Genomic DNA, 25,788 nt, shown 5'->3' on the forward strand with positions numbered 1-25,788 from the left:
CCATGCGCTCGCTGCTCTTTGTTCCCGGCGATTCCGAAAGGAAGCTGGAAAAGGGTTTTGCCGCCGGCGCCGACGTGGTCATCGTCGACCTTGAGGATTCGGTGGCGCCACAGAACAAGTCCCTGGCGCGAGACATCGCGGCAAAGGTCATCGCCGAGCAACGGCTGCACTCGAAGTCCGCCATCTATGTCAGGGTCAACGATCTCTCGACCGGGTTGACCGACGACGATCTCGCCGCACTGGTAGCGGCCAAACCCGACGGCATCATGCTGCCGAAGTCGAACGGCGGCCAGGATGTACAGCATCTCTCGGCAAAGCTCCGGGTGTATGAAGCCGAAAACGGCCTACCGGACGGCGCGATAAGGATCCTGCCGATCATCACCGAGACCGCTGCCGGCGTGCTGGCGGCCGCGAGCTACGCCCAGGTCAGCGCGCGGCTTGTCGGCGTCACCTGGGGCGCGGAAGATCTGTCGGCGGCGCTCGGCGCCCGCACGGCGCGTGACGAACGCGGCCGCTACACCGACGTCTTTCGGCTTGCTCGCACCATGACCGTCCTAGCCGCCGGTGCTGCCGAGGTGGCGGCGATCGACACCGTCTTTCCGAACTTTCGCGACATGGTCGCCTTCGAGGCGGAATGCACTGAAGCCGAACGCGACGGCTTCACCGGCAAGATGGCGATCCACCCGGCGCAAGTGCCTGTCATCAACGCCGCCTTCACGCCCTCAGCCGAAGCGGTGCAACACTCGCTGGCGATCGTCGCGGCGTTCGAAGCGGCGGGAAACCCCGGCGTGGTCGGCATCGACGGCAAGATGGTCGACCGTCCGCATCTGCGGCTGGCCGAACGGCTTCTGGCACGAGCCAGAGCAGCCGGGGTTTTCGCTTAGTCTCGCGCCAGCACGATGATCCGGTCCTCCGGCACATAGGCCAACGCTTCCGACTTCAGCGGGTTGACGGTGACGCCGCCCAGCGCCCGCTGGTCGACCTCGCCGGCGCGGATTCGCCGGTAGCCTATGGCGATCTCGCCGCGCAAGCGCGCCGATTCGGCAATCGTCCAGAAGGTCAAAGGCTGGTCGATGGCGACATAGTCGGCAACGGGGCGCATGTAGATTTCGGAGCCCTTCTCGTCGAGCAGGTCATCGAAGATCGCGGCGAGGTACTGGTTCTCCGACGCCTGCGCCAGCATCAGGCTGACCAACCTGTTGCTGACGACGAAATCATCGGCCTTGGTCACCGCGGCAAGCTCCCGGTTGCGCACGTCGATCATCTCGCTGACGATGCTGATATGCTGGCCGGCATCGTCTGCGATCTTGCGCAGATGCAGCAGCGTCACCAGCGTGCGCGTATCGGCCGGCTGCGCTGCCATGGTTTCGCTGTAGCCGAGCACCAGCACATGGTCGTAGGAGGGCACGTCCAGGCTTGCCAGGGCTGTGCTGCTCGACGTGTCGGTGATGCGGCAGGAAACCGCCAGATTGTCGCCGACGACGGGCAGTCCGGCAACTTCCTGCTCGATGCCGGGCGCATCGGCGGCGATCGTCAGGATCGAGCCAGGCGCAACATAGCGCGACAGTTCATAGGTGATGATCGGACCGCGCCGGTTCCAGCCGAGGATCAGCGTGCGCTCCGGCTTCGCCTCGATGGGCCGCGGGCCAAGGATCGCCGCCGTGTTGGTCTCGATCCTGGCGCTTCCCAGTTTTATCGCGGCATCGTCCTCGGCGATGATGATGGCGCGCATGTCCTTGCCGATCACCAGGTCCGAAGGCGGGTTGAGGTTGACGCGCCCCTTTTGGTCGCAAAGCCCGATCAGTGCGCAGTGCTCATACGCCATCACCGCTTCGCCAAAAGTTTTGCCGACAAGGTCCGGCTGCTCGGTCGTGTAGATTTCACAGCCGTCGAAATCGAGCAGCTCCGAATAGACGCCGCTGAGACCCGACTGCCGGCTGGAATGCACGACGATGCGCGAGATCAGCTGGTCGGCCAGAACGAGCTGCACCTCGGCTCCGCCGACGACGCGGGCAACCTCGGCGTTCTTGCCATCGCGGATCTCGGCGGCGATGTTGTAGGGGACGGTGCGCCGGTCCGGATCGTTGACCAGCGCCAGCACCGTCTTGATGACCTGCGAATCCGGATCGTCGCCGTTCGGCGACAGCACGATGATCGACCGCGAGCTCTGCGGATTGACGATGGCCAGGTCGTAGAGATCGGTCGGGTCGCCGCTGCGGCAGACGATGCGCGTATTGCCAAGCTTGCCAACCTTGGCTGCGATCTCGTCCTCCATCTCGACCTTGTCCATATTGGCCATGACGACGATGCGCGGACGCCGGCGGCTGGCATTGGCAATGACGAGTTCGGAGATGACGTCGAAGATCGACGGCGACCAGTTGAGGATTATGGTGTGATCAGTTTCCAGCACCCGCGAACGGCCCTTGCGCAATTCATCGAGCTTGCTGTCGACGCCGGCGCTAAGCACGCCGATGAGAGCCGACACGACGAAGATGCCGGCAAGCGTGACCAACAGCATGACCAGGCGGAAGGCCCAGCCGGTGTCGCCGCCCATCGTGCCGGAATCGAGCGTGCGCATCAGCGATTCCCAGAACGCTTCGACGAAGTTCAGCGGCTCGCCGCCTTCCGGCGCGATGCGGGTTACCGCCAGGAAAGCCGCGGCGGCGATGATGATCAGCAGGGAAAGGACGGCAAGCCAGCCGATCAGTGCGATCGGGCCGGCCGCCATGCTCTTGTCGAACCCGTAGCGCAGCCGGGTTCCCAGCGAGTCTCGTTTCTTCATGTCGTCGGTGCCCCGCACTTATCCCCAAGGTCGATGCGCCAACCCCAACGCATCGCCGAAGCCGCTCTCTTAGCCTGTGTTCAAATAAAGAGGAATCGCTTTCGCGTGTCAGCCCGCCCAAGGCCCTGCGTAATCGGCATAGAGCTTTGCCGGATCGGGTCGTGGACGCTCCGGCGCCGGCCCCTGATAGGAGCCGATATGAACGAAGCCGACGACGCGCTCATGTGGCGCCAGCCCCAGGATCGCCCTGCCCTCGGCCACGTCGGAATACCAGTTGCTGATCATGTTGGTGCCGTAGCCCAGCGCATTGGCCGATATCATCAGGTTCATCGCCGCCATGCCGCCCGACAGGAACATTTCCCATTGCGGGATTTTCGGGTTCTCTTTCGGCACCGACACCACGCCGATCACCAGCGGCGCGCGTGAAAAGCGCGTCAGTTCCTGGTTGCGGCGGTTCTCGGACAACGGTCCTTCGCGCTGTTCGGCAAGGGCGGCGAGCTTCTTGCCGATCTCGATGCGCGCCTCGCCGCGATAGACGATGAAGCGCCAGGGCTCGAGCCGGCCGTGATCGGGCACCCGCGTGGCGGCGGCGATCATCGTTGCGATATCCGCGTCGCTGGGCGCCGGCTCCTTCAGATCCGGGATCGGCGCGGAATTGCGGGTCAGCAGAAAGTCGATGATCGGCGACGCCATGGGCGCTAGTCTCCTAAAAACACTCAATTTTGGGCTGAAGCACGCCATTGGAACATCGGGCGGCTCGGGCATTGGCGTGGGTAGCGCCGGACGAAAGAGCCTCTAGCAGAAGCGGATCAGACTCTTAAGCCTTGAAATTGCCACCGCCTTGGGCTTCAACGCAAGGCATGTTTGAGGGGACATTGCGTCTTTTCCTGATTTGGCTCGGCGCCGCACTGTTCCTGGTGCCGGCTTCGCTCGCCGTCGCGCAGAACGCCGACGGTCTCAGCAACCTGAAACTTCCCGGCATTTCGAGCTATGCAACCCCGAAAAGCGAAACGCCGCTGGCTTCGGCCGGCAGCGGCGCGATCACGCTGTCGGCGCAACTGACCGACAAGGGCGCCGACATCACGCGCGGCATCGTCTGGCGTGTCTTCAAGCCTGAATCTGCCAGCGACGGCAAGCTGCCTATGGTTGCCTCCGCCCATGGCGGCACCGCCGTGTTCCAGCTCGAGCCCGGCAGCTATCTCGTCCACGCCTCGTACGGCCGGGCCGGCGCCACCAAGCGCATCACCGTCGGCAAGGAAGCCAAGCGCGAGAGCCTGGTGCTCGATGCCGGCGGCCTCAAGCTCGACGCCGTGCTGTCGGGCGGGGTGCGTATACCGCCGAAAAAGCTGCGCTTCTCGATCTACGAAAGTCGCACCGAAGCCAATGGCGACCACGCGCTGATCATCCCCGATGTCGAGCCGAACAGCGTCGTCCGGCTCAATGCCGGAACCTACCACGTCGTCTCGAACTATGGCTCGGTGAATGCGGTCATCCGCTCAGACATCCGGGTCGAGGCCGGCAAGCTCACCGAAGCCACCGTCGAGCATCATGCGGCCGAGATGACCATGAAGCTGGTGCGCGAGACCGGTGGCGAGGCGATTGCCGACACCTCCTGGTCTTTGCTCAACGAATCCGGCGATCCGATCCAGGAAACCGTTGGCGCCTTCGCCTCGATGGTGCTGGCCGAGGGCGACTACACCATCATCGCCAAGAATCGCGACCGCATCTACCAGAAGGATTTCACGGTCGTGGCCGGGCAGAACCAGGAAATCGAGGTTCTGGCGACCGACGCCTCTGCGATCGATCCCGAGGAAGGTGCCGACTAGGTAGTGGACTCACAAACGCGAAGCCGGATGGCCGCGAGCTTGACGAAAGCAAGGAAGTTAGCGGCCTAAAAACGGACGTCCGGCGCAACAAGTCTCTCGACCCGGATCAATGGTTGTTGGGCACCGGTTGGAGTGGCTCCGATCAGTCATTCGTGGTATATTTTACCATCTCGAAACCGTGGCGCGTACCGCGGCTTGCCCTTGGGAGATGCCAAATGCGCATGCCCTTGCTCTTCATTTCACTGCTGCTTGTACACTTCCCGTTTGTATCGCATGCCGCCGCAATTCACGACGCCGCCGTGAAGGGAGATGTCGCGGCGATTACGGCTGCGCTCGACGCCGGTGCCGGCGTTAATGAGAGCGACAGGCAAGGGACACCACTCTATCTTGCGGTCAGAGGCGGGCATCTTGCGGCGGCAAAACTGCTCATCGAACGCGGTGCCGACGTCAATGCCGCCACGACGCCGGCTTTGGGTCCTGCCCTCATGCCGGCCTTGGCAAAAAGCAACATCGAATTGATCAAGCTGCTGCTGGACGGCGGCGCAAATCCTAATGCGCAGCGCGGCCGCGAGGCCGCCCTCCACATCGCAGTCAGATCCGGTTGCCTCGATTGTGTGAAGGCACTGGTCAAGGCCGGCGCCRACGTGAATGCGAAGACAAAGGACGGCAAGACACCGCTCCACATGGCAAAATTCACGAGGCAACGCGAAGTTGCCGACTATCTCTTGTCGCACGGCGTCGTCATGCCAACGCCAGCCCCTATCTTGATGAAGCTGGCTTCTGCCGATGTCGAGAAAGGCCGAACCTACTTCACACATGTGTGCCACGGTTGCCACAATGCCGAGCCACAGGGAGGGATCAAAACGGGACCGAACTTGTGGGGCGTCGTCGGCCGCGACAAGGCATCCATGCCAAATATGCGTTACTCCGACACCTTGCTGGGCTTGGAGGGTGTATGGACATACGAGGACCTGAACAAATATCTGCTTGAGCCCATGCTAACCACGCCGGGCGTTTACATGGAGGTGCCTGGCGTCCCGGACGAGACCGAACGGGTCAACCTGATCGCCTACTTGCGTACACTCAGCGACAAACCGCTCCCGCTGCCCTAGCAACTATTGAGCAAAGGGGCGAGATTGGTCGAAACGTTGATCGACTGATCGTCGTTTACGAGTACACGCCCTAGTTAGCGCTTCTCAAGCTGCCTTGCGCAGGCGTCGGGGCAGGAAGTGGACGCGGCCCTGCGCCACAGCCGGTGCCAGATCGAAGACGCCGCGATGCAGACGGTCGAGCAACGTCTTGCGGTCGCGCAACGGCTCCAGTTCGCTCCAGCACAGCACATCGCCGATGCGCACGTCGATCGGCTTGCCGGACAGCCGCGCGAACTCATGGATGAGGAGCGAAATGCGCAGCGTCAGCGAGGCCTTGCCGACGAATTTCGCCACCCTTCCGTCGCGCTCGGCCAGGTTCATSGGGCCGCTCACCAGGTGGAACAGCCKSCCGTTCTGSCCGGAAAAATGCATCGGSAYSRCCGAYGCCTTGGCRTCCTGSACGAGGCGSGCCGGAAACATCTTCCACGGCAGGTCGCGCGCCCGGCCAAACCCCTTTGGTGCCGTGGCGACCCCGCCGGCCGGAAACACCACGATGGTGACCCCCTCCTTCAGCAGCCGCACCGCCTCATGGCGCACCGCCATGTTGTTCTTCAGCGCGTCCTTGGTCTCGGAAAAGTCGATCGGCAGCGAATAGGGCTCCATTTCGCGGATCTTGAGCAGATCCTTGTGGATCATCACCCGGAACGGCCGCCCCAGTTGCTCGGCCAGCGACAGTACGGCAATGCCGTCGCCGATGCCGAACGGATGGTTGGCGACGATCACCAGCGGCGTGTCGGGCAGGTTTGCCGGCGGCCATTGATCGGCGGTGCGTATCCGGACGTCGATCAACTCCAGCATCCGGCTGAACACGGCCTCGCCGGTCGGAACCACCTGGCGGCGCCAGAAATCGTAGAGCGCCGCGAAGCGATCGCGGCCCGACAGGCCTTCGATCGAATGAATGACCCAGCGCGTCAGCGCCGGCTGGCGCGGATTGGCATAGGACAGCTCGGGAAATGGTTTTTCGCGCAATTTCAGCTTGAGCATCATGGCTCGTTACAAGGTTGGCGTGACAGGCATGAAAATGGCGGTGGATCGCTCCACCGCCATTTCGTCGAAAATCAAAGACTTATGCCGCGCGTTTGCGCCTGCGATCCGGCGTCAGCGCCTCTTCGGTAAGCATCGCCACCGCCTGGCCGAGGCCCAGCGATTCCTGGTCGCGCGATCCGAGGCGACGGATGTTGACCGTCTGCTCCTCCGCCTCGCGCTTGCCGCAGACGAGGATGACCGGAACCTTGGCCAATGAGTGCTCACGCACCTTATAATTGATCTTCTCGTTGCGCAGATCGGCTTCGGCCAGCAGCCCGGCCGCCTTCAATTGCGCGACGACCTTCAACGCATAGTCGTCGGCGTCGGAGGTGATCGTCGCCACCACCACCTGCAGCGGCGCGAACCACAACGGGAAATGGCCGGMATRGTTCTCGATCAGGATGCCGAGAAARCGCTCCATCGAGCCGCAGATGGCGCGATGCACCATCACCGGCTGCTTCTTCTCCGAATCCGAGCCGATGTAGAAGGCGCCRAAGCGYTCCGGCAGGTTGAAGTCGACCTGCGTGGTGCCGCAYTGCCAKTCGCGGCCGATGGCGTCCTTCAGCACATATTCGAATTTCGGCCCGTAGAAGGCGCCCTCGCCCGGATTGATCGAGGTCTTGATGCGATTGCCCGACCGCGAACGGATCGTCTCCAGCACACTGCCCATGATCGCCTCGGCATGGTCCCACGCCTCGTCGGTGCCGACGCGCTTGTCCGGCCGTGTCGACAGCTTGACGCTGATCTCATCGAAACCGAAATCGGCATAGGTCGACAGGATCAGATCGTTGATGCGCAGGCATTCCGACGCCAGCTGCTCCTCGGTGCAGAAGATATGCGCATCGTCCTGCGTGAAGCCGCGCACGCGCATCAGCCCATGCAGCGCGCCCGAAGGTTCATAGCGATGGACATTACCAAATTCCGCAAGCTTTACGGGCAGATCGCGGTAGGATTTCAACCCATGCTTGAATATCTGCACGTGGCCGGGGCAGTTCATCGGCTTCAGTGCAAAGACCCGGTCGTCGTCGGTATCGTCGCCGGCAACCGTTACCTTGAACATGGCGTCGCGATACCAGCCCCAGTGGCCTGACGTCTCCCACAGGCTCTTGTCGAGCACCTGCGGCGCGTTGACCTCCTGATAGCCTTGCTCGTCGAGGCGGCGACGCATGTAGTTGACCAAGTTCTGGAACATCTTCCAGCCCTTGGCGTGCCAGAAGACGACGCCAGGCCCCTCTTCCTGGAAATGGAACAGGTCCATCTCGCGGCCGAGCTTGCGATGGTCGCGCTTCTCGGCCTCCTCCAGCATCGTCTGGTAGGCATCGAGCTGCGCCTGGTCGGCCCAGGCGGTGCCGTAGATGCGCGTCAGCATCGGGTTGTTGGAGTCGCCACGCCAATAGGCGCCGGCCACCTTCATCAGCTTGAAGGCGTTACCGATCTGCCCGGTCGAGGCCATGTGGGGGCCGCGGCAGAGATCGAACCAGTCGCCCTGCGCGTAAATCTTGAGGTCCTGGTCCTCGGGAATGGCGTCGATCAGTTCCAGCTTGTAGCGCTCACCCTTGTCGGCAAACACTTTTTTCGCCTGCTCGCGCGACCAGACCTGCTTGGTGAACGGCTTGTTGCGCGCGATGATCTCGCGCATCTTCTTCTCGATCACCGGAAAATCGTCGGGCGCGAACGGCTCGTTGCGGGCGAAGTCGTAGTAGAAGCCGTTCTCGATCACCGGCCCGATGGTCACCTGCGTTCCCGGCCATAACTCCTGCACGGCCTCGGCCAGCACGTGTGCTGCGTCATGGCGGATCAGCTCCAGCGCGCGCGGGTCCTCGCGGGTGACGATCTCGACCTTGCCGGACTTGCCAAGCGGGTCCGAGAGATCGCGCACCCCGCCATCGATACTGTAGGCGACGGCCTTCTTGGCCAGCGACTTCGAGATCGATTCGGCGAGGCCAGCACCGGTCATCGCCGCGTCGTAGTCGCGCACGGAGCCATCGGGAAATGTCAGGGAAACGGAATTCAGCATAGATATCTCCTATCCAGTCCCGCAAACGAGCGCGGGTGGTTAAAATGCCGAATGCATCCGGCAGCGGCAGCCTTTTAGGGGCAGATTCTGCCGCCGTAAAGCCAGCTTGAACCTTGGCCATTCATTTGATGAGTTGCGGCAGGTCTTTCAGGAACGCCGCACGCGCTCGCAGCATCCAGGATCAGCGTGCGTTCGACGTCCCTGAGCGGCGCGGATTGGGCACGCATCGGAAAACCCAGCAGCCACGCCAGCAGGAACAGGACCACGGCGAAAATGAAGGGAAGACGGTCGACCTGACGCATTTGGCAATTGCTCCTGAGGGGGTGTCAGGAGGGCTTAGCGACGTCTCTTGTCTCGATTTTGTCTCAATTGCGCAGTCTTCGTGCAGGCTGGCGTTAACCCTACCAGATCGTAAATCGGCAGGCTGGCGCGGGCCAGCACAATCAGCCTTGCGCCTCGCCGCGCTTCTTTCCGATCCGCCAATACCGCCACGGCGTGAACCAGACATAGCGGTCGGCCAGCGCCTCGGGGACACGGTCGATGCCGTGCGTGCCGAAGGGTCCGCAGCGCAGCACGCGGAAAAGCCCCATCCAGCCGCCGGCCCACAGCCCGTGGCGGGCAATTGCCTCATGCGCATATTCCGAACAGGTCGGCAGATGCCGGCAGGAATTGCCGACAAAACCCGACAGCGTCAGCTGGTAAAGCCGGACAAACGACGTGCCGAGGATGCGGCCGGGAGTCTTGCGCCAGGGGCCAGGCCAGTTGCGCCCACGGTGCAGTGGCCTGGTCTCATGCGCATGCCGATCTTGGTCGCGCACCGCAGTCTCCGCATCGCGTTTCTCCGTGGATAGATGTGGACTTCGGCCGCAGAACGCAATCCCTTTCCACTCACCGCTTTGTTGGCCGTCTCAGGGTCTTGAGCGGCGAAAAGGATACCGGTCCTCCGAAGGCGACCAGCGAGCCGCGCTGGCCGGTCTTTCCTCGCGGCGCGTGGCGTGCTGCGGCCTCTCGCCATACCACTGAAACGTTGCGATCCGCATGACATCGCCAAAAATTTCCAGGAACTGGATCATGGTCGTGTCTCCTTTGACGCCGATTAGACCGCCACTGGCCTTCGCCTTCAAACGAGTATAATTTCGAGCTTGGATAACTTGAGATTATGCGAATGAAGCGCGGCCGCCTTCCGCTGACAGCGTTGAGAAGCTTCGAAGCCGCCGGGCGACAGCTGAGTTTCAGCCGCGCTGCGGAAGAGCTTTTCGTTTCGCAAGCGGCAATCAGCCGTCAAATCAGGGAGCTGGAGGCCCTGATCGGCAAGCCGCTGTTCGAGCGGCTTCATCGCAAAGTTGAATTGACCGAAACGGGGCAAACCCTGCTCAGTCAGTTGACCACAAGCTTCGACGATATCGACCGTCGACTATCGCAGATCGTCAGCAAGCCTGCACAGAGCCCGTTGCGGGTCAGTGTCGAGCCATCCTTTGCAGGCGAGTTCCTGATACAGCGTCTCAATTCGTTCCGGGAAAACTATCCTCAGATCGACATTTCGGTCGATGCAGATTCTCGACTGGTAGAGTTTCGCGGCAACGAAGCAGAGCTTGCAATTCGCTACGGAGCCAGTGCCCGCTCCTGGCCACGCACGCAAGCAAGGCATCTCGTTGACGTGCGGGTGACGCCAGTCCTGGCATCCAGCCTGCTCGCATCAGGGGCTCCGCTGGCAACGCCTGCCGACCTGCAGCACCATACGCTGCTGCATGACTACAATCGTGATGGCTGGGCGAGATGGTTTCAGGCGATGGACCTTCCGGACCTCGCACAGCAGAGAGGGCCGTTGTTTACCGATGCGGCGCTTGCCATGCAGGCGGCGAAGCTCGGGCATGGCGTCGCCTTGGGCGATCGCATATTGAACGGCGCCGACCTCCGGGCCGGTCTCCTCGTGCGTCCTTTCAAGATGGACGTGCCATTTGGCGCGTACTGGCTGGTTGCGCCTGACTTCCAGCATCTCAGCTGGGCAGCAAAAGTCTTTTCAGATTGGCTTGTCGAAGAACTGAAGGCCGGCCCGGAGACAAGCGAATCCTAAGCAGCCTCTTCGGCGCGCTTCTTCTCGATCTGGCCGATGGCGTCGACCACGGCGTCGAAGGTCAGCATGGTCGAGGCATGGCGCGCCTTGTAGTCGCGCACCGGCTCCAGGTACTTCAGGTCGGCGAAGCGGCCTTCCGGCGGTGCGCCATTTTCCTTCAGCATCTTCAGCATCGTGTCGCGCACAGCGCGCAATTCGTCGGCACTGGCGCCAACGACATGTTGCGCCATGATCGAGGATGACGCCTGGCCAAGCGCACAGGCCTTCACATCATGGGCGAAATCGGTGACGACGCCATCATCCATCTTCAGGTCGATCGTCACGGTCGAGCCGCACAGTTTGGAATGCGCCTTTGCTGTCGCATCCGGATGATCGAGCCGACCGATGCGCGCGATGTTTCCGGCAAAACCCAGAATTTTCGCATTGTAGACGTCGTCAATCATAATTTTCCAATCCGTCGCCGCCCAGCGAACAGCGATTGCCGCTGATGTGGCTTTCATTCGCTCGGCACGACCATATATAATGGTGGCAGCCGGGCATCGACAAGACAATCACAAGCCCTTGTCTTTGCTCAATTCAGTTCACGCCGCTTGCGGGCTGGAAACCGGGCGGGTTTCCAACACCCGAAAGGTCGTGGTCCGTTCAACTCGTTCCTCCTGAGAGAGGAACTACGGGAGACGCCTTTAATGGATGCCGTCATCAAGAAGATCATGCCCCCCTCCGACTATCTGGAGAAGCCGGTCACCGACAGGCCGAGCGAGGCCGAGGTCGAGGCAGCCGTGCGTGTGCTGCTGCGCTGGACCGGCGACAATCCGGAGCGCGAGGGCCTGATCGACACGCCGAAGCGCGTCACCAAGGCATTCCTCGAAATGTTCAACGGCTACGACATGTGCCCCGCCGAGGAGCTCGGCCGCACCTTCGAGGAAGTCGCCGGCTATGACGATCTGGTCATCGTCAAGGACATCAAGTTCCACTCGCACTGCGAGCACCACATGGTGCCGATCATCGGCAAGGCGCATGTCGGCTATCTCCCCGACGGCAAGGTGGTCGGCCTGTCCAAGATCGCGCGCGTCGTCGACATCTTTGCCCATCGCCTGCAGACCCAGGAAGCGATGACGGCGCAGATCGCCGGCGTCATCCAGGACGTGCTCAACCCGCGCGGCGTTGCCGTTATGATCGAGGCTGAGCATATGTGCATGGCCATGCGCGGTATCCGCAAGCAGGGTTCCACCACGCTGACCTCGACCTTCACCGGCGTCTTCAAGGACACCCCCGAGGAGCAGGTCCGCTTCGTCACCATGGTGCGCGGCTAACCGTCTGCCGACACCTGCCAAAGGCGTAGGCTTAGTCGAAAATGGTGGTTTCCGTGGTCCGGAGCTGAGCGTATTTGAATACGTGAGCACCGGAAGCGCAGGATGCAGCCATTTTGCGGGCCCGGCCTCCCCTGAATATCTTTGGATCGGACAAGGACCGGTAATGTCGGCACTGCAATTTCCCGAAGCTTCGGCAGACAAGAAAGCGCTGGAGGAAGGCGTCGTCCTTTCGCCGCGCTTCGATGCGGCCGGTCTCGTCACCGTGGTCGTCACCGATGCCGAGGACGGCATGCTGCTGATGGTGGCGCACATGAATGCAGAAGCGCTGGCGCTGACGCTGGAAACAGGCATTGCCCATTACTGGTCGCGCTCGCGCAACGCGCTGTGGAAGAAGGGCGAAACCTCGGGCAATTTCCAAAACGTTGTCGAGATGCGCACCGACTGCGACCAGGACGCCCTATGGCTTCGCGTTAAAGTGTTGGGCCACGACGCAACCTGTCATACCGGCCGTCGTTCATGCTTCTATCGGACGGTGGGGCTGATCGACGGCAAGGGGACGCTTGCCGACGACGGCAGCAAACCGCTGTTCGATGCGGAAAAGACGTATCGGAAGCCTTTGTGAACCATTCGACAGTCTGGGATCACCCATGTTCACTATTCTAAAACGTCCTTCCACTACAAAGGACCTGGGACAAGGGAGATTGTGATGCTCGAGTGGGCGTCATTGCGCAACAGACCAGACGTTCGGGAAGCCAACGGCCTCTCTTCGTCAGGCGGCGCGTCCGAGGCAAAACCTGCGAAGAAAACCGGGATTTCGCTGGCCCTGGGCGGCGGCTGCGCCCGCGGCTGGGCCCATATCGGCGTGCTGCGCGCGCTCGACGAAGCCGGCATCGAAGTGTCGATGATCGCCGGCACCTCGATCGGCGCGCTGGTCGGCGGCTGCTACCTCGCCGGGAAGCTCGACGAGCTGGAAGAATTCGCCAGGAGCCTGACCAAGCGCCGCATCTTTGGCCTTCTCGATCTCAATTTGCGCGGCAACGGCCTATTCGGCGGCATGAAGCTCGACGCGCGGCTGCGCGAACATGTGGCCGGCATTCGCTTTGAAGACCTGTCGAAACCGTTCGTCTGCGTCGCCTCCGAAATCCGCACCGGCCATGAGATCTGGCTGTCCAATGGCTCGCTGATCACTGCCATGCGCGCTTCCTATGCGCTGCCGGGCGTGTTCGAGCCGGTGACCTGCAACGGTCGCGTGCTGGTCGACGGCGCGCTGGTCAATCCGGTGCCGGTCTCGGTCTGTCGCGCCCACGAACAGCCGCTCGTTGTCGCCGTCAACCTTCACTACGATCTGTTCGGTCGCGCCGCTGTCATCAAGCACAGCGCCGGCGAACTGGTTATCGAAAGGGATGCGCCAAGACCCGGCCAGGTCGACGCCGAGCGTCAGTCGCGTGAAGCACGGCTCGGCATCACCGGCGTCATGGTCGAAGCCTTCAACATCATCCAGGACCGCATTTCGCGCGCGCGCCTGGCTGGCGACCCCCCTGACATGTCGCTGCAGCCGAAGCTCAGCCATATCGGCCTGACCGAATTCCACCGCGCCGAAGAAGCGATCAGCATCGGCTATCAGGCAACGATGGCGCAGGTCGGCGAACTGACCCGGTTGCAGACAGTTCTGGCCTGACCAATCGCGGGGGCGGCACTCAGGCAGTTGCCGCGTCGGTGATGCGAAACTGCACCGTGCGGTTGCCGTTCCAGTAGTTGCCCGACAGCGACCCGGCGACATGCACAGTCTTGCCCCTGTTCTTGAACAGGAATTCGCCGAGTGCCGTATCGACGGCGCGAAAGGCGATCGCCTGGATGCGGCCGCCGCTTTCCGATTGCAGCTCGACGCGGATGTGATTGGTGCCGACCGGCCGCGCGTCGGCCAGCCGGTGGCGCGGCAGCGCAAACACCGGCGCGACATGGCCGGCGCCGAACGGGCCAGCCTTTTCCAGTGCATCAAGCAGGCCGAGTGTTGCGCCTTCAGCGGCGAGCGCGCCGTCGATCGCCAGGCTTTCCTCGCCCTGCAGCCGGAACACGTCGGCGGCAGCGCGTTCCTCGAAGAAGGCCCTCAGCACACCCAACTTTGCCCGCTCGACGGTGAGGCCGGCCGCCATGGCATGACCGCCGCCCTTGACGATCAGCCCGGCATCGGCCGCCTCGCGCACCAATCGGCCTAGGTCAAAGCCGGACACCGAACGCCCTGATCCGGTGCCGATGCCATTGGGGTTGAAGGCGATGGCGAAGGCAGGCCGGCGGGCATGGTCCTTGAGCCGCGAGGCAAGCAGGCCGACGATGCCCGGGTGCCAGGTGGTGCTGGCGGTGACGACGATGGCCGGGCCATTGCCGCCGGCAAGCTCGGCGTCGGCCTCGGCGCGCGCTTGCGCCAGCATCTCCAGTTCCATCTGCTGCCGCTCCTGATTGAGTCGGTCGAGCGTCTCGGCGATGGTGCGGGCTTCGACAGGATCGTCGGTGGCCAGCAACCGGCTGCCGAGTGCGGCATCGCCGATGCGGCCGCCGGCATTGATGCGCGGGCCGATCAGATAGGCCAGATGAAACGTGCTGATCGGCTCGCCGATGCGCGACACCCGCGCCAGTGCGGCCAGCCCTTCGTTCTTCTGCTGGCGCGCCATCTGCAGTCCCTTGACCACGAAGGCGCGGTTGACCCCGGTCAGCGGCACCACGTCGCAAACGGTGGCCAGCGCCGCCAGATCGAGCAGCGAAAGCAGGTCCGGCGGCGCTGCATCCGGCAAGCGGCTGCGCAGAACCTTGGCCGTCTGCACCAGAGTGAGGAAGACGACGCCGGCGGCGCAAAGATGGCCCTGGCCTGAAAGGTCGTCCTGGCGATTGGGATTGACGACGGCGACCGCCTCCGGCAGCGGGCCGCCGACCTGGTGATGGTCGAGCACCACGACATCGGCGCCGGCCACTTTTGCCGCATCGATGGAAACGGCGCTGTTGGTGCCGCAGTCGACGGTGACGATCAGCGTTGCGCCGCGCGAGACGAGCTCGCGCATGGCTTCCGGATTGGGACCGTAGCCTTCGAAAATCCGGTCCGGAATGTAGATTTCCGAAGGCACCGAGAAATGGCTGAGGAACCGCTTGAGCAATGCCGACGAGGCCGCGCCGTCGACATCGTAGTCGCCGAAGATCGCCACCTTTTCCCTGGTCACGATCGCCTGGGCGATACGGGCCGCTGCCTTGTCCATATCGGTCAGCGAGGCCGGGTTCGGCAACAGATCGCGGATCGTCGGATCGAGGAAGCGTTCCGTCTCGGCGGCGGTCACGCCGCGCCCGGCAAGCACGCGCGCGACGATGTCGGGAACACCATGGCCTTGCGCGATGGCCAGCGCCGCCATGTCCTGCCGTTCGGTCAGCCGGTGTTCCCAGGAAACACCTGTCGCCGACTGCCTCACATTGAGGAAGAGGCGTTTTTCGCCGGTCATGCGATCTGCCAGCCCGTGTGTGGCCGCACGATAGTGCATGTCGCCCAAAAGCGTGCAGCGGTTTTGCGGACAACGACATGCATCCTGAGGCAGGCAAAGCCAAGCGGTTCGCGGTGATGCGCCTTCCCGGAAGATTTCAAGAAAAACTACGCTTTCCGCTTTTCAGCTTCGCGCCGCAACCATTCGTCGGCTGCGTCGCCCATCGTCTTTTCCGCGCCATCCCTAAGCCAGGCCATGAAAGGTCGATCGAATTTGAACGCACCGCCGCACTCCTTGATGAAAAAGCGCCGCACGTTCTGGGTGTTGCGATAGGATTTTGTGATGGCGGTCGTGCGCGAAATCGCAGCCGCGTGCCAGTCGAACGATTTCATCTTCATGTCCTTGCGGCCGGATGCAGCCACAGGGCTAGCAACTGCACTGTTGCTGCGCAAGAACCAACAGCTTGCTGGGAGCGGCTAGAACTTATCCAGATCCTGGTGCCGCGCCTTGATCTCGCGCACGGTGCGCGATGACGAGCGCAGCACGATGGTGTGGGTGGTGATGGTATCGCGGCCGAACCTGACGCCGTTGAGCAGATTGCCGTCGGTGACCCCGGTCGCCGCAAACAGCACGTCGCCGCGCGCCATGTCTTGGGCCCGGTAGACCCGCTTCGGATCGGTGATGCCCATCTTTGCCGCGCGCGCCAGCTTCTCCGGCGTGTCGAGGATCAGGCGGCCCTGCATCTGGCCGCCGGTGCAGCGCAAGGCTGCTGCCGCCAGCACGCCTTCCGGTGCGCCGCCAGTGCCGAGATAGATATCGATGCCGGTCTCCTCGGGATCGGTGGTGTGGATGACGCCGGCGACATCGCCGTCGCCGATCAGCCGGATCGCTGCACCCGTCGCCCGCACCGCTTCGATCAGCCTGCCGTGGCGCGGCCGGTCGAGGATGCAGGCGGTGATCTCAGAGACCGCAACGCCCTTGGCCTTGGCCAGGTTGGCGATGTTCTCAGTCGGCGAGGCGTCGATGTCGATGACGCCATCGGCATAGCCCGGACCGATGGCGATCTTTTCCATATAGACGTCGGGCGCAAACAGCAGGCTGCCCTTCTCGGCAATGGCGATGACGGCCAGCGCATTGGGCAGGTTCTTGGCGCAGATCGTCGTGCCTTCGAGCGGATCGAGCGCGATATCGACCGACGGACCGATGCCGCTGCCGACCTCTTCGCCGATATAGAGCATCGGCGCTTCGTCGCGCTCGCCCTCGCCGATTACCACCGTGCCCTTGATGGCGAGCCGGTTGAGCTCCTGGCGCATGGCATCGACGGCGGCCTGGTCGGCGGCCTTTTCGTCGCCGCGTCCACGCAATCTGGCGGCCGCGACCGCGGCGCGTTCGGTGACCCGCACCAGTTCCATGGTGAGGATCCGGTCAAGACCGGCGACAATGTTCTGGGCCACATTCATCGGGGGAAGATCCTGGTTGGCACACCGCCTCCCGCCAGAGGCGCGCTTCTTGTGTCAAAGCTCCATGACAACAGCAAGACTTGCGCAAGGCGTTTTTTGAAAGCGCTGCAATATCAATCGATTAAAAGGGAGAGATGACTGGTTTTACCCGGCCCGCTCGATGCGGATGACCTGCGGCTTGTCGGTCAAATGACCGTCCTTGGTGATGCCGTCGACAGCCTTGCGCACCGCAGCTTCCGTGGTCTCATGGGTGACCAGGATCACCGTCTTTTGCGCATCCGTCTCGCCGTTGACGGCGTGCTGAACGATCGATTCCAGCGAAATGTCGTTGTCGGCCATGCGCTTGGCGATCGCCGCAAAAACGCCGATGCGGTCATGCACGGTCAGCCGGATGAAATAGCCTCCGGCATGGCTGCGCATCTGCGCCTTTTTGTATGGGCGCAATTCCTTGGCCGGCAGGCCGAACACCGGACCGTGCTGAAAGCCCGGACGGCTCTTGGCAATGTCGGCGATGTCGCCGACCACCGCCGACGCGGTGGCGTTGCCGCCAGCGCCGGGACCCGAGAGCAGCAGTTCGCCCAGAATGTCGGTTTCGATGGCGACAGCATTGGTGACGCCATGCACCTGCGCAATGACAGACGCTGTCGGCACCATGGTCGGGTGCACGCGCTGTTCGATGCCGCTTTCGGTGCGCTGGGCGACGCCCAACAACTTGATCCGGTAGCCGAGATCGGCAGCCGCTCGAATATCGGCCTGGCTGATGTTGGAGATGCCTTCCATGTAGATGTCATTGGCGGCGATCCTGGTGCCGAAGGCCAGGCTGGTCAGGATCGACAGCTTGTGCGCGGTGTCGTGGCCCTCGATGTCGAAGGTCGGATCGGCTTCCGCATAGCCCAGCCGCTGTGCGTCCTTCAGGCAGGCGTCGAACGAGATGCCTTCAGCCTCCATGCGGGTCAGGATGTAGTTGCAGGTGCCGTTGAGGATGCCGAACACGCGGGTGACCGAATTGCCGGCCATCGCCTCGCGCATCGTCTTGATAACCGGGATGCCGCCGGCAACCGCCGCTTCGTAGTTGAGCAGCACGCCCTTCTTTTCGGCGATCTCGGCCAGTGCCACGCCATGCTTGGCGAGCAGCGCCTTGTTGGCGGTGACGACATGGCGGCCGGCTTCAAGTGCCGCCTTCACCGCCGATCGCGCCGGCCCCTCGTCGCCGCCGATCAGTTCGACGAAGACGTCGATGTCGGCGGTCTGCGCCATCTTGATCGGATCGTCAAACCACTTGGCCGCGCTGAGATCGACGCCGCGGTCGCGCTTCGCATCGCGGGCCGAAACGGCGGTGACGACCACATCGCGTCCGCACTGGCGGGTCAACTCCGCCGCCTTGTCGCGCAGCACGCGCGCCACCGAGGCGCCAACGGTGCCGAGACCGGCAATTCCAACACGCAACGCTTCAGCCATGTCCGGCGACGCCCCTCAAAAATTCTGTCGATGTGATATCAGCCAACTCAACGATGCGCGGCGAGCGGCACAACATTGTTGGGCTGCTTGGCGCTGGACGCCAGGAAGCGCTTGATGTTGCGCGCCGCCTGCCGGATCCGGTGCTCGTTCTCGACCAGCGCGATGCGCACATGGTCGTCGCCATGCTCGCCGAAGCCCACGCCCGGCGCCACCGCCACGTCGGCGTGCTCGATCAGAAGCTTGGAGAACTCCAGCGAACCGAGATGCTTGAACGGCTCCGGGATCGGCGCCCAGGCAAACATTGACGCCGCCGGTGCCGGAATGGTCCAGCCGGCGCGGCCAAAGGCATCGACCATCACGTCGCGGCGCTTGTGATAGATGTCGCGCACCTCGGCGATATCGGCGCCATCGCCATTGAGCGCGTGCGCGGCCGCCACCTGGATCGGCGTGAACGCGCCGTAGTCAAGATAGGATTTGACCCGCGTCAGTGCCGAGATCAGCCGCTCATTGCCAACGGCAAAGCCCATGCGCCAGCCGGGCATGGAAAAAGTCTTCGACATCGAGGTGAACTCGACGCAGACGTCGATGGCGCCCGGCACCTGCAGCACCGAGGGCGGCGGATTGCCGTCGAAGTAGATTTCCGAATAGGCAAGGTCCGACAGGATGATGATGTCGTTCTTCTTGGCGAAGGCGACCACATCCTTGTAGAAATCGAGCGAGGCAACCAGCGCCGTCGGGTTCGACGGATAGTTGAGGATCAGCGCCAAAGGCTTGGGGATCGAATGGCGAACGCCGCGTTCCAGCGCCGGGATGAAGCCGTCATCCGGTTCGACCTGCAGCGAGCGGATGACGCCCCCCGACATGATGAAGCCGAAGGCGTGGATCGGATAGGTCGGGTTGGGGCACAGGATCACGTCGCCCGGCGCGGTGATCGCCTGCGCCATGTTGGCAAAGCCTTCCTTCGAACCCAGCGTCGCCACAACTTGCGTGTCGGGATTGAGCTTCACGCCGAAGCGGCGGGCATAGTAATTGGCCTGGGCGCGACGCAGCCCCGGAATGCCGCGCGACGACGAATAGCGGTGCGTGCGTGGATCGCGAACCACCTCGCACAATTTGTCGACGATGGCTTTTGGCGTCGGCAGGTCCGGATTGCCCATGCCAAGGTCGATGATGTCGGCGCCGCGCGAGCGGGCGCTGGCCTTCAGCCGATTGACCTGCTCGAAGACGTAGGGCGGAAGCCGGCGGACCTTGTGAAATTCTTCCATGTCAGTTCCAGACGATTAACGGGGCGAAAGGTAGTTTCGGCGCGCGATATAACCCTATTTGCAGGTAGGGTCGAGGGCGGGGTCGCATTTGGCTTCGATCTGCTTCAGCGTTTCGTCGCCGTGATTCTTCGCCAGCGAGTTCAGCGCCGCCGGGCTCGTGCCCTGGACCTTGCCGCCCTTGCCCAATTGCGCCTGCTGGCTGGCCTTCAGTTGGGCGAGCTTGGCGTTGCGCTCTTCAGGGGTGAGTTGCTGCGCCGCCACCTGCGGCGGGATGTTCAAATTCGGATAGGAGCCGGTGTCCTTCGGGCCGTCAACGCCGGCGACCGTTGTCGCGCTGCCTGTGTCGCTGCTGGCGCAGCCACCGGCGACCAGCAAGGCTCCACCTGTGGTCACCAGCATCACCGCGGCAGCGATGCGGCAAAAACAACCGGTCCGCGAAAAAACAGTCTCGCCAATATTAATCGTCATATTGTTTTCCTGGCAGCCGGGGTAGAGCATGTTGGACCCGGTCAGATGTCCCATGTTAATATGTCAAGAAAACGCCCCGGGAGGAACCCCGCGAACCATGTCCAAAACACCCGATTCGGGCAAAGCGGAAGATGGCGGACCCTCGACCGTCGAGCAATATCTGGTGAAGGACCCGGAACGCTTCGCCCTGAACATGGCGCGCATGATCGAACAGGCGGGAAAAGCGGCCTCCGCCTGGGCCGAGCCGCGCGAAAAAGGTGAGGTGCGCGACCACGTCGCCGAGCCCGTCGTCGACATGGTCAAAACCTTCTCCAAGCTCAGCGAATACTGGCTTGCCGATCCGCAGCGCGCGCTGGAAGCGCAGACGCGGCTTTTCGGCGGCTACATGACCGTCTGGGGAAACGCAATCCAGCGCGTCAGCCCGAATGCCGAAGCGCCGGACGATGCGGTCAAGCCCGAACGCGGCGACAAGCGCTTCCAGGACCCGGAATGGGGCCGCAACGCTTTCTTCGATTTCCTCAAGCAGGCCTATCTCGTCACCTCGCGCTGGGCGGCCGACCTGGTCGAGCACGCAGAAGGCCTCGACGAGCACACCCGCCACAAGGCCAGCTTCTACGTCAAGCAGGTGTCCAACGCCATCTCGCCGTCGAACTTCATCCTGACCAATCCGGAGCTGTTTCGCGAAACGGTCGCCTCGAACGGCGAAAACCTGGTGCGCGGCATGAAGATGCTGGCCGAGGACATCGCCGCCGGCAAGGGTGACCTCAAGCTGCGGCAGGCCGACTACTCGCCCTTCGAGATCGGCAAGAACGTCGCGACGTCGCCCGGCAAGGTGGTCGGCCGCAGCGATGTCGCCGAGATCATCCAGTATGATCCGACGACCGAAACCGTGCTCAAGCGTCCGCTGCTGATCTGCCCGCCGTGGATCAACAAATACTACATCCTCGATCTCAACCCGCAGAAATCCTTCATCCGCTGGGCAATCGAGCAGGGCCATACAGTCTTCGTCATTTCCTGGATCAATCCCGATGAGCGCCACGGCGCCAAAGGCTGGGAGGCCTATATCCGCGAGGGCCTTCAATACGGCCTCGACATGGTCGAGAAGGCTACCGGCGAGAAGGACGTGAACGCCATCGGCTATTGTGTCGGCGGCACGCTTCTGGCGGCCGCACTCGCACTGCTGGCGCAGGAGGGAGACAACCGCATCAAATCGGCGACCTTCTTCACCACGCAGGTCGACTTCACCCATGCCGGCGACCTGAAAGTGTTCGTCGACGAAGACCAGGTGGCGGCTGTCGAGAAATCGATGAACGAAAAGGGTTATCTCGACGGCACCAAGATGGCGACCGCCTTCAACATGCTGCGCTCGGGCGACCTGATCTGGCCCTATGTCATCAACAACTACATGCGCGGCAAGGATCCCCTGCCCTTCGACCTGCTCTACTGGAACGCCGATTCCACCCGCATGGCGGCGGCCAACCATTCCTTCTACCTGCGCAACTGCTATCTCGAGAACAATCTGACGCGCGGCGTGATGGAACTGGCAGGCCATGTTGTCTCGCTCGCCGACGTAACCATCCCGGTTTACAACCTGGCGTCGAAGGAAGATCACATCGCACCGGCGCTTTCAGTGTTTCTCGGCTCGAAGTATTTCGGCGGCGACGTCGAATATGTGATGGCCGGTTCGGGCCATATTGCCGGCGTCGTCAACCCGCCGGCAGCCAAGAAATACCAGTACTGGACCGGCGGCAAACCGGTGGGCGATTTTGCCCAGTGGTTTGCCAACGCGGTGGAGCACCCCGGCTCCTGGTGGACGCACTGGCAGCACTGGATCGAGACCCAGGACGACACACGCGTGCCTGCCCGTAAACCCGGCAAGCATATGAAAACCTTGGGCGATGCGCCGGGAACCTACGTCAAGGTGCGTGTGTAACGGACTGTAACGTCTGGTGAGTTGACGGGCCGGTAAAAGAGGGCGAAATGGTGGCGTCAACCATCAAGCGGCCTCAATTCGCCTCTAGCCACCGAATAAGTTGAAGGCTTGCAGATTTGACACAGGTCTCGTTTCCGGTTTGGGAACATGGGTTATTGGGACGAGGCGTCTAGACGCCGGGCCAACAACCTACCGGCCGGTCACCGAGGGGGAATTTTGTTTTGAAATCAGCAGGTTGGCGTCTCGCACGAAGGGAAAGCCGTAGCATTGCGGCAGCGCTTTTCTCCGTGCTCCTGGCCTCCTGCACCTCTGCCGGCGACCCCACAATGTCTGTCGGCATGCCCGGCTACAACGCCACCTCGGCTGACATGAAAGCGGCCTCCACCGCGGCGCCGGCAATAGCAACTGATTCGTCCGTGCAGGTGACGTCAGCCTCGTCGGAGGCGGCATCGACCGTGATGAGCGAGGGAGACACACCTTTGCCTGAAAAGGTCGCCTATGTGCCGGTGACCAAGCCCGGAGCGGCCTTCCCCATCAACGTGCCTGCCGGTGCCGACACCATCGCCGGCCAAACGCCGCAGCCGCTGGTGCAGCCGGCGCAGACCGCCGAAGAGACCGACGCGGTGGCGCAGAAGATCGCTGCCGCCAATGCCAGCGCCATTGCGCCAAAGTCGGACGCCAACGCCGCCCCGGCGATGAACAACCCTGTCTATGTAACCGCTGGCGAGCCGCCACAGGCGCAGATCAATGCGCCGAAGAAAGGCTTCCTCGCATCGCTGTTCAGCACCACGCCTGCCTCGGCCGCGCCCTCGCCGCTGGTCAACACGCGCTCCGGCGAGCAGCCCGCTGTGGTTGCTCAAGCCAATGCGGCACCGGCAAAGCCGATCATCACGCTGGCCTCCGCCAGTTCGGCCGACAAGCCGGTGCAACTGGCTTCGATCGGTGACGAGACCGGCCACATCACCGGTAGCGATGCCTTGCCCGGCGTGCGCCAGACGGCTTTGTTCGAGATCAAGCGCAAATCCGGCCTCGACGACGAGAGCGACGTCGACCTGAACGAGGATGAAGGCTCGGGCGGCGCCTATCAGGTGGCATCCGCCGCCGGCCTCGCGCGGCTGGCGCCCAACGGCCTCCTGAAGCAGAACGAGAGCGTCGACGTCGCTTGCCTGAAGCCATCGCTGGTGCGCGTGCTGAAGACCATCGAAGGCCATTACGGCCGCAAGATGATCGTGACATCAGGCTATCGCGATCCGGCCCGCAACCGCCGCGCCAACGGCGCCAAGAATTCGCTGCACATGTATTGCGCCGCAGCCGACATCCAGGTTCCCGGCGTCTCGAAGTGGGAACTGGCGAGCTATCTGCGCACCATGCCCGGCCGCGGCGGCGTCGGCACCTACTGCCACACCGAATCCGTCCACGTCGATGTCGGCCCCGAGCGCGACTGGAATTGGCGCTGCCGCCGGCGCAGCTAGTAGCGACGGCTAGTTTCCTCGACATAAGCCGAGGCCTCCCCGACTTCGTCATCCTTGGGCGTAGCGACGCGAAGCGGAGCGCAGACCCAAGGATCCATGCCGGAACCTCAGCCGGAGAGCGCAACGGAACAGAATTCTGCACCGTTGCAACGCCTCGAAGTCACGGCATGGATTCCGGGGTCTGCGCCGCGTCGCTTCGCTCCTTGCTCCGCCCCAGAATGACGAATGCGAGGGGGCGTTCAGCTGATCTCCAAAGATGTGCGATCAAGCTAGACCAGAAAACTGTGCCTAGCTTACCGAAGGGGCGGCTCTTGCCCCTTTTCGAAAAAAGTTGCGGATGTTGGAGCTGATGGGTTGCCGGTTGCCAACAACGCAATTATAAGCCGCTTCGTCTGAGCGCGCCCATCGTCTAGCGGTTAGGACACCGCCCTTTCACGGCGGTAACAGGGGTTCGATTCCCCTTGGGCGTACCAGAAAAATCACTGAATCCGTCGCACGGCCACATCGCCGACGTTGTCGCGCTCGGCGATAGACTGCGCTCAGTCAAGAAATTCGATTTTCTTGAAAGACATCATTTCCCCCATGACATTGCCGCTGTCGTCGAATTGCTGTGCTTTCCCGACGGTGACAGTGACCCGCTTTCCCTTGTAGCGGCGCGGCATCGCCACCTGCTCGTTCCAGGGCTTGCATTGAGGCGCGACACAGAGGCCGACTTGCTCGGCCTTCTTGTTGTCGATGATCGTCAGATAGCAGTTGTCGCCACATTCGAAGCCGCGAATTCTGCCCGTGATCGTCTTGTCCTTGGCCAACGAAGGTGCCGCCTGCGCCAGCACGCACGCGGAGACGAAAAGGGCAAGAGCCAAGGGTGAGGACATTTGTTTCATCCAGGCAGCCTGACGCAAGCAGCTTAGGTGCGCAAGCGGTTCTGCGGATGAGCCAAAGCAGCCAATCACCCTTGGTCGTGGACTGCCGGTTGCTGGCCCGGATCATGATCACCGCCGGTTCAGCAGCGTCTGCCGTATGGACTCAATCGTTGAATGGAAGCACTCTGTCCCTGGGGAGAAGGGGGGCACATGGCCGGGAAAAAAGTGATCGCAGTCAAAGACTGGACTTGCGGAATGAGCGACGAGATCGGCCGTGTGGTGCTGACGATCAACCCGACCGAGGGTGAGCCGATCCTGGTTTTGATGACGATCTTCCAGGCAGCAAAAATGGCCCAGGAATTGCGGTCGCCGAAACCCGTTTCCTTCCTATCCCCTCAATGAGTCCAAGCCGGCGGCAGAACTATATTAGCAATCGCTTGCTTTTGGAAAAGAGCAGGATCATGCTCTGCCCCACGGCGTGAGGAGGCCACCAGGACAATGGTGGAAAGGGGTACGTCATGGAATCTGTTTGCTACGTCCAAAATGACATCTGTCTGTTGTCGCTCTTCGCCAGCATCACGATGGCGTTTCTCGTCATGGCACCGTTCGCAGCGACGCGCCTGCTGGTGTTGAGGATGCGCAAAGACGCTATCGGGAAATTTCAGCCGGCCTGATTTCCCTCATGAGGGAAGATTTCCGATGCGAGCAGTTCAATCGCTGGAGTAGGATTTTCCCATGACCCGCGATCAGATGCTCGCCCATCTCCGATCCGCCGACGCCGTCGCGCGCGAGGCGGCGACGCATGGGCATCATCCCTTCGGCGCCGTTCTGGTCGGACCCGACGACCGTATCCTCATGCGCCAAGGCAATCTCGACACGGTGCGCCATGCCGAGATCGAGCTCGCCCGCCGCGCCGCGGCAGCCTACCCGGCGGATTTCCTGTGGACCTGCACGTTGGTCTCGACCGGCGAGCCCTGTGCCATGTGCACCGGGACGCTCTACTGGGCGAATATCGGCCGGCTGGTCTATGGTTTCGAGGAGGCGAAGCTCCTGGAACTCACCGGGGATCACGCGGAGAATCCCACGATGAGCCTCTCCTCGCGCACCGTGCTCGGCTCCGGCCAGAAAAAGATCGAGGTCGTTGGCCCCGTCCCCGAGATCGAGGACGAGCTCCTCGCCCCGCACCGCGATTTCTGGAAGCGCTGACGCGGTGGTCTGA

The 25,788-nt window shown here is 62.6% G+C and carries 26 protein-coding genes, 1 tRNA gene and 1 pseudogene; 13 read left to right on the forward strand and 15 right to left on the reverse strand.

Annotation, left to right across the window (positions count from 1 at the left end; genetic code table 11):
• Positions 1-2: 2 nt before the first annotated feature.
• Complete coding sequence (locus tag AC1DXN_RS24540; protein ID WP_477269803.1) at positions 3-884, forward strand: HpcH/HpaI aldolase/citrate lyase family protein; 882 nt, start codon at positions 3-5, stop codon at positions 882-884.
• Here AC1DXN_RS24540 and AC1DXN_RS24545 read toward each other — a convergent pair.
• The gene (locus tag AC1DXN_RS24545; protein ID WP_477269805.1) at positions 881-2,782 is read right to left on the reverse strand and encodes a CASTOR/POLLUX-related putative ion channel; all 1,902 of its coding nucleotides are present in this window, start codon (positions 2,780-2,782) and stop codon (positions 881-883) included. The genes AC1DXN_RS24540 and AC1DXN_RS24545 overlap by 4 nt on opposite strands.
• A 108-nt stretch (positions 2,783-2,890) precedes the next feature.
• Entirely contained in the window at positions 2,891-3,475 is a 585-nt protein-coding gene (locus tag AC1DXN_RS24550) for a nitroreductase family protein (RefSeq protein ID WP_477269807.1), read from the reverse strand.
• Between the two features lie 167 nt (positions 3,476-3,642).
• On the opposite strand from AC1DXN_RS24550, the gene AC1DXN_RS24555 reads away from it, so the two are divergent.
• Together AC1DXN_RS24555 and AC1DXN_RS24560 are read left to right on the forward strand one after the other, a co-directional pair.
• Complete coding sequence (locus AC1DXN_RS24555) at positions 3,643-4,608, forward strand: hypothetical protein (RefSeq protein WP_477247385.1); 966 nt, start codon at positions 3,643-3,645, stop codon at positions 4,606-4,608.
• 215 nt (positions 4,609-4,823) lie between these two features.
• Positions 4,824-5,720 carry an ankyrin repeat domain-containing protein gene (locus AC1DXN_RS24560; RefSeq protein ID WP_477421693.1) on the forward strand — a complete coding sequence of 299 codons (897 nt, stop codon included), beginning with the start codon at positions 4,824-4,826 and terminating at the stop codon, positions 5,718-5,720.
• An 84-nt stretch (positions 5,721-5,804) separates the two neighbouring features.
• Here AC1DXN_RS24560 and AC1DXN_RS24565 read toward each other — a convergent pair whose 3' ends face one another.
• From AC1DXN_RS24565 to AC1DXN_RS24585, 5 genes and pseudogenes are all read right to left on the reverse strand, one after another.
• Positions 5,805-6,743: a lysophospholipid acyltransferase family protein gene (locus tag AC1DXN_RS24565; RefSeq protein WP_477421704.1), complete on the reverse strand. Its 939-nt coding sequence runs from the start codon at positions 6,741-6,743 to the stop codon at positions 5,805-5,807.
• A gap of 82 nt (positions 6,744-6,825) precedes the next feature.
• The gene (thrS, locus tag AC1DXN_RS24570) at positions 6,826-8,802 is read right to left on the reverse strand and encodes a threonine--tRNA ligase (protein WP_477421695.1); all 1,977 of its coding nucleotides are present in this window, start codon (positions 8,800-8,802) and stop codon (positions 6,826-6,828) included.
• Between the two features lie 164 nt (positions 8,803-8,966).
• Positions 8,967-9,104, reverse strand: a pseudogene (locus AC1DXN_RS24575) (class D beta-lactamase); the annotation flags it as partial.
• A 141-nt stretch (positions 9,105-9,245) separates the two neighbouring features.
• On the reverse strand, positions 9,246-9,620 hold the full coding sequence (yidD, locus tag AC1DXN_RS24580) for a membrane protein insertion efficiency factor YidD (protein ID WP_477269815.1): 375 nt from the start codon (positions 9,618-9,620) through the stop codon (positions 9,246-9,248).
• Positions 9,621-9,710: 90 nt separating this feature from the next.
• The gene (locus AC1DXN_RS24585) at positions 9,711-9,875 is read right to left on the reverse strand and encodes a hypothetical protein (protein ID WP_477269817.1); all 165 of its coding nucleotides are present in this window, start codon (positions 9,873-9,875) and stop codon (positions 9,711-9,713) included.
• Between the two features lie 92 nt (positions 9,876-9,967).
• Here AC1DXN_RS24585 and AC1DXN_RS24590 point away from each other — a divergent pair, with 92 nt between their 5' ends.
• The gene (locus tag AC1DXN_RS24590) at positions 9,968-10,876 is read left to right on the forward strand and encodes a LysR substrate-binding domain-containing protein (protein ID WP_477269819.1); all 909 of its coding nucleotides are present in this window, start codon (positions 9,968-9,970) and stop codon (positions 10,874-10,876) included.
• Here AC1DXN_RS24590 and AC1DXN_RS24595 read toward each other — a convergent pair.
• The gene (locus AC1DXN_RS24595; RefSeq protein ID WP_477269821.1) at positions 10,873-11,319 is read right to left on the reverse strand and encodes an iron-sulfur cluster assembly scaffold protein; all 447 of its coding nucleotides are present in this window, start codon (positions 11,317-11,319) and stop codon (positions 10,873-10,875) included. The two genes, AC1DXN_RS24590 and AC1DXN_RS24595, sit on opposite strands and share 4 nt — an antisense overlap.
• A gap of 243 nt (positions 11,320-11,562) precedes the next feature.
• On the opposite strand from AC1DXN_RS24595, the gene folE reads away from it, so the two are divergent.
• The 3 genes from folE (at position 11,563) to AC1DXN_RS24610 (ending at position 13,867) form a co-directional block, all read left to right on the forward strand.
• The gene (folE, locus tag AC1DXN_RS24600; protein ID WP_455861560.1) at positions 11,563-12,189 is read left to right on the forward strand and encodes a GTP cyclohydrolase I FolE; all 627 of its coding nucleotides are present in this window, start codon (positions 11,563-11,565) and stop codon (positions 12,187-12,189) included.
• Positions 12,190-12,352: 163 nt separating this feature from the next.
• Positions 12,353-12,811: a phosphoribosyl-AMP cyclohydrolase gene (hisI, locus tag AC1DXN_RS24605; RefSeq protein WP_477270005.1), complete on the forward strand. Its 459-nt coding sequence runs from the start codon at positions 12,353-12,355 to the stop codon at positions 12,809-12,811.
• Between the two features lie 84 nt (positions 12,812-12,895).
• Positions 12,896-13,867, forward strand: coding sequence for a patatin family protein (locus tag AC1DXN_RS24610; RefSeq protein WP_477247404.1), 972 nt, complete (start codon positions 12,896-12,898; stop codon positions 13,865-13,867).
• A gap of 19 nt (positions 13,868-13,886) precedes the next feature.
• On the opposite strand, the gene recJ is transcribed toward AC1DXN_RS24610, so the two are convergent.
• The 6 genes from recJ to AC1DXN_RS24640 all read right to left on the reverse strand — a co-directional run bounded on the left by recJ (position 13,887) and on the right by AC1DXN_RS24640 (position 20,355).
• A complete protein-coding gene (gene recJ / locus AC1DXN_RS24615) occupies positions 13,887-15,671 on the reverse strand; it encodes a single-stranded-DNA-specific exonuclease RecJ (RefSeq protein WP_477269823.1) in 1,785 nt (594 codons plus the stop codon).
• 146 nt (positions 15,672-15,817) lie between these two features.
• A complete protein-coding gene (locus tag AC1DXN_RS24620) occupies positions 15,818-16,102 on the reverse strand; it encodes a DUF6434 domain-containing protein (protein WP_477269825.1) in 285 nt (94 codons plus the stop codon).
• Positions 16,103-16,126: 24 nt separating this feature from the next.
• Complete coding sequence (gene glpX, locus AC1DXN_RS24625; protein WP_477247410.1) at positions 16,127-17,110, reverse strand: class II fructose-bisphosphatase; 984 nt, start codon at positions 17,108-17,110, stop codon at positions 16,127-16,129.
• A 144-nt stretch (positions 17,111-17,254) separates the two neighbouring features.
• Complete coding sequence (locus AC1DXN_RS24630) at positions 17,255-18,568, reverse strand: homoserine dehydrogenase (protein WP_477269827.1); 1,314 nt, start codon at positions 18,566-18,568, stop codon at positions 17,255-17,257.
• 47 nt (positions 18,569-18,615) lie between these two features.
• The gene (locus AC1DXN_RS24635; protein ID WP_477269829.1) at positions 18,616-19,833 is read right to left on the reverse strand and encodes an LL-diaminopimelate aminotransferase; all 1,218 of its coding nucleotides are present in this window, start codon (positions 19,831-19,833) and stop codon (positions 18,616-18,618) included.
• Between the two features lie 54 nt (positions 19,834-19,887).
• Positions 19,888-20,355: a hypothetical protein gene (locus AC1DXN_RS24640; protein WP_477269831.1), complete on the reverse strand. Its 468-nt coding sequence runs from the start codon at positions 20,353-20,355 to the stop codon at positions 19,888-19,890.
• Between the two features lie 43 nt (positions 20,356-20,398).
• Here AC1DXN_RS24640 and phaC point away from each other — a divergent pair, with 43 nt between their 5' ends.
• From phaC to AC1DXN_RS24655, 3 genes are all read left to right on the forward strand, one after another.
• The gene (gene phaC / locus AC1DXN_RS24645) at positions 20,399-22,234 is read left to right on the forward strand and encodes a class I poly(R)-hydroxyalkanoic acid synthase (RefSeq protein ID WP_477269833.1); all 1,836 of its coding nucleotides are present in this window, start codon (positions 20,399-20,401) and stop codon (positions 22,232-22,234) included.
• 326 nt (positions 22,235-22,560) lie between these two features.
• Positions 22,561-23,706 carry a YcbK family protein gene (locus AC1DXN_RS24650; protein WP_477269835.1) on the forward strand — a complete coding sequence of 382 codons (1,146 nt, stop codon included), beginning with the start codon at positions 22,561-22,563 and terminating at the stop codon, positions 23,704-23,706.
• A gap of 398 nt (positions 23,707-24,104) precedes the next feature.
• Positions 24,105-24,179 (forward strand) — tRNA-Glu (locus AC1DXN_RS24655).
• A gap of 66 nt (positions 24,180-24,245) precedes the next feature.
• Here AC1DXN_RS24655 and AC1DXN_RS24660 read toward each other — a convergent pair.
• Complete coding sequence (locus AC1DXN_RS24660; protein WP_477269837.1) at positions 24,246-24,515, reverse strand: hypothetical protein; 270 nt, start codon at positions 24,513-24,515, stop codon at positions 24,246-24,248.
• Positions 24,516-24,824: 309 nt separating this feature from the next.
• Here AC1DXN_RS24660 and AC1DXN_RS24665 point away from each other — a divergent pair, with 309 nt between their 5' ends.
• The 3 genes from AC1DXN_RS24665 to AC1DXN_RS24675 all read left to right on the forward strand — a co-directional run bounded on the left by AC1DXN_RS24665 (position 24,825) and on the right by AC1DXN_RS24675 (position 25,775).
• Positions 24,825-24,971 (forward strand): hypothetical protein, encoded by a 147-nt coding sequence (locus tag AC1DXN_RS24665; protein ID WP_477324463.1) that lies wholly within the window; start codon positions 24,825-24,827, stop codon positions 24,969-24,971.
• Positions 24,972-25,087: 116 nt separating this feature from the next.
• Positions 25,088-25,243 (forward strand): hypothetical protein, encoded by a 156-nt coding sequence (locus tag AC1DXN_RS24670; protein ID WP_477247426.1) that lies wholly within the window; start codon positions 25,088-25,090, stop codon positions 25,241-25,243.
• Between the two features lie 61 nt (positions 25,244-25,304).
• On the forward strand, positions 25,305-25,775 hold the full coding sequence (locus AC1DXN_RS24675; RefSeq protein WP_477269841.1) for a nucleoside deaminase: 471 nt from the start codon (positions 25,305-25,307) through the stop codon (positions 25,773-25,775).
• Positions 25,776-25,788: the final 13 nt, after the last annotated feature.

The organism is Mesorhizobium sp. P2_H9 (assembly GCF_056403215.1).

Excerpts from the sequence above, each read along its gene's own strand:
- AC1DXN_RS24540 (WP_477269803.1), top strand. The coding sequence starts at position 3 with ATGCGCTCGCTGCTCTTTGTTCCCGGCGATTCCGAAAGGAAGCTGGAA.
- AC1DXN_RS24545 (WP_477269805.1), bottom strand. The coding sequence starts at position 2,782 with ATGAAGAAACGAGACTCGCTGGGAACCCGGCTGCGCTACGGGTTCGAC.
- AC1DXN_RS24550 (WP_477269807.1), bottom strand. The coding sequence starts at position 3,475 with ATGGCGTCGCCGATCATCGACTTTCTGCTGACCCGCAATTCCGCGCCG.
- AC1DXN_RS24555 (WP_477247385.1), top strand. The coding sequence starts at position 3,643 with ATGTTTGAGGGGACATTGCGTCTTTTCCTGATTTGGCTCGGCGCCGCA.
- AC1DXN_RS24585 (WP_477269817.1), bottom strand. The coding sequence starts at position 9,875 with ATGATCCAGTTCCTGGAAATTTTTGGCGATGTCATGCGGATCGCAACG.
- AC1DXN_RS24590 (WP_477269819.1), top strand. The coding sequence starts at position 9,968 with ATGAAGCGCGGCCGCCTTCCGCTGACAGCGTTGAGAAGCTTCGAAGCC.
- AC1DXN_RS24595 (WP_477269821.1), bottom strand. The coding sequence starts at position 11,319 with ATGATTGACGACGTCTACAATGCGAAAATTCTGGGTTTTGCCGGAAAC.
- folE (WP_455861560.1), top strand. The coding sequence starts at position 11,563 with ATGGATGCCGTCATCAAGAAGATCATGCCCCCCTCCGACTATCTGGAG.
- hisI (WP_477270005.1), top strand. The coding sequence starts at position 12,353 with ATGTCGGCACTGCAATTTCCCGAAGCTTCGGCAGACAAGAAAGCGCTG.
- AC1DXN_RS24610 (WP_477247404.1), top strand. The coding sequence starts at position 12,896 with ATGCTCGAGTGGGCGTCATTGCGCAACAGACCAGACGTTCGGGAAGCC.
- recJ (WP_477269823.1), bottom strand. The coding sequence starts at position 15,671 with ATGACCGGCGAAAAACGCCTCTTCCTCAATGTGAGGCAGTCGGCGACA.
- glpX (WP_477247410.1), bottom strand. The coding sequence starts at position 17,110 with ATGAATGTGGCCCAGAACATTGTCGCCGGTCTTGACCGGATCCTCACC.
- AC1DXN_RS24630 (WP_477269827.1), bottom strand. The coding sequence starts at position 18,568 with ATGGCTGAAGCGTTGCGTGTTGGAATTGCCGGTCTCGGCACCGTTGGC.
- AC1DXN_RS24635 (WP_477269829.1), bottom strand. The coding sequence starts at position 19,833 with ATGGAAGAATTTCACAAGGTCCGCCGGCTTCCGCCCTACGTCTTCGAG.
- AC1DXN_RS24640 (WP_477269831.1), bottom strand. The coding sequence starts at position 20,355 with ATGGGACATCTGACCGGGTCCAACATGCTCTACCCCGGCTGCCAGGAA.
- phaC (WP_477269833.1), top strand. The coding sequence starts at position 20,399 with ATGTCCAAAACACCCGATTCGGGCAAAGCGGAAGATGGCGGACCCTCG.
- AC1DXN_RS24650 (WP_477269835.1), top strand. The coding sequence starts at position 22,561 with ATGTCTGTCGGCATGCCCGGCTACAACGCCACCTCGGCTGACATGAAA.
- AC1DXN_RS24665 (WP_477324463.1), top strand. The coding sequence starts at position 24,825 with ATGAGCGACGAGATCGGCCGTGTGGTGCTGACGATCAACCCGACCGAG.
- AC1DXN_RS24670 (WP_477247426.1), top strand. The coding sequence starts at position 25,088 with ATGGAATCTGTTTGCTACGTCCAAAATGACATCTGTCTGTTGTCGCTC.
- AC1DXN_RS24675 (WP_477269841.1), top strand. The coding sequence starts at position 25,305 with ATGACCCGCGATCAGATGCTCGCCCATCTCCGATCCGCCGACGCCGTC.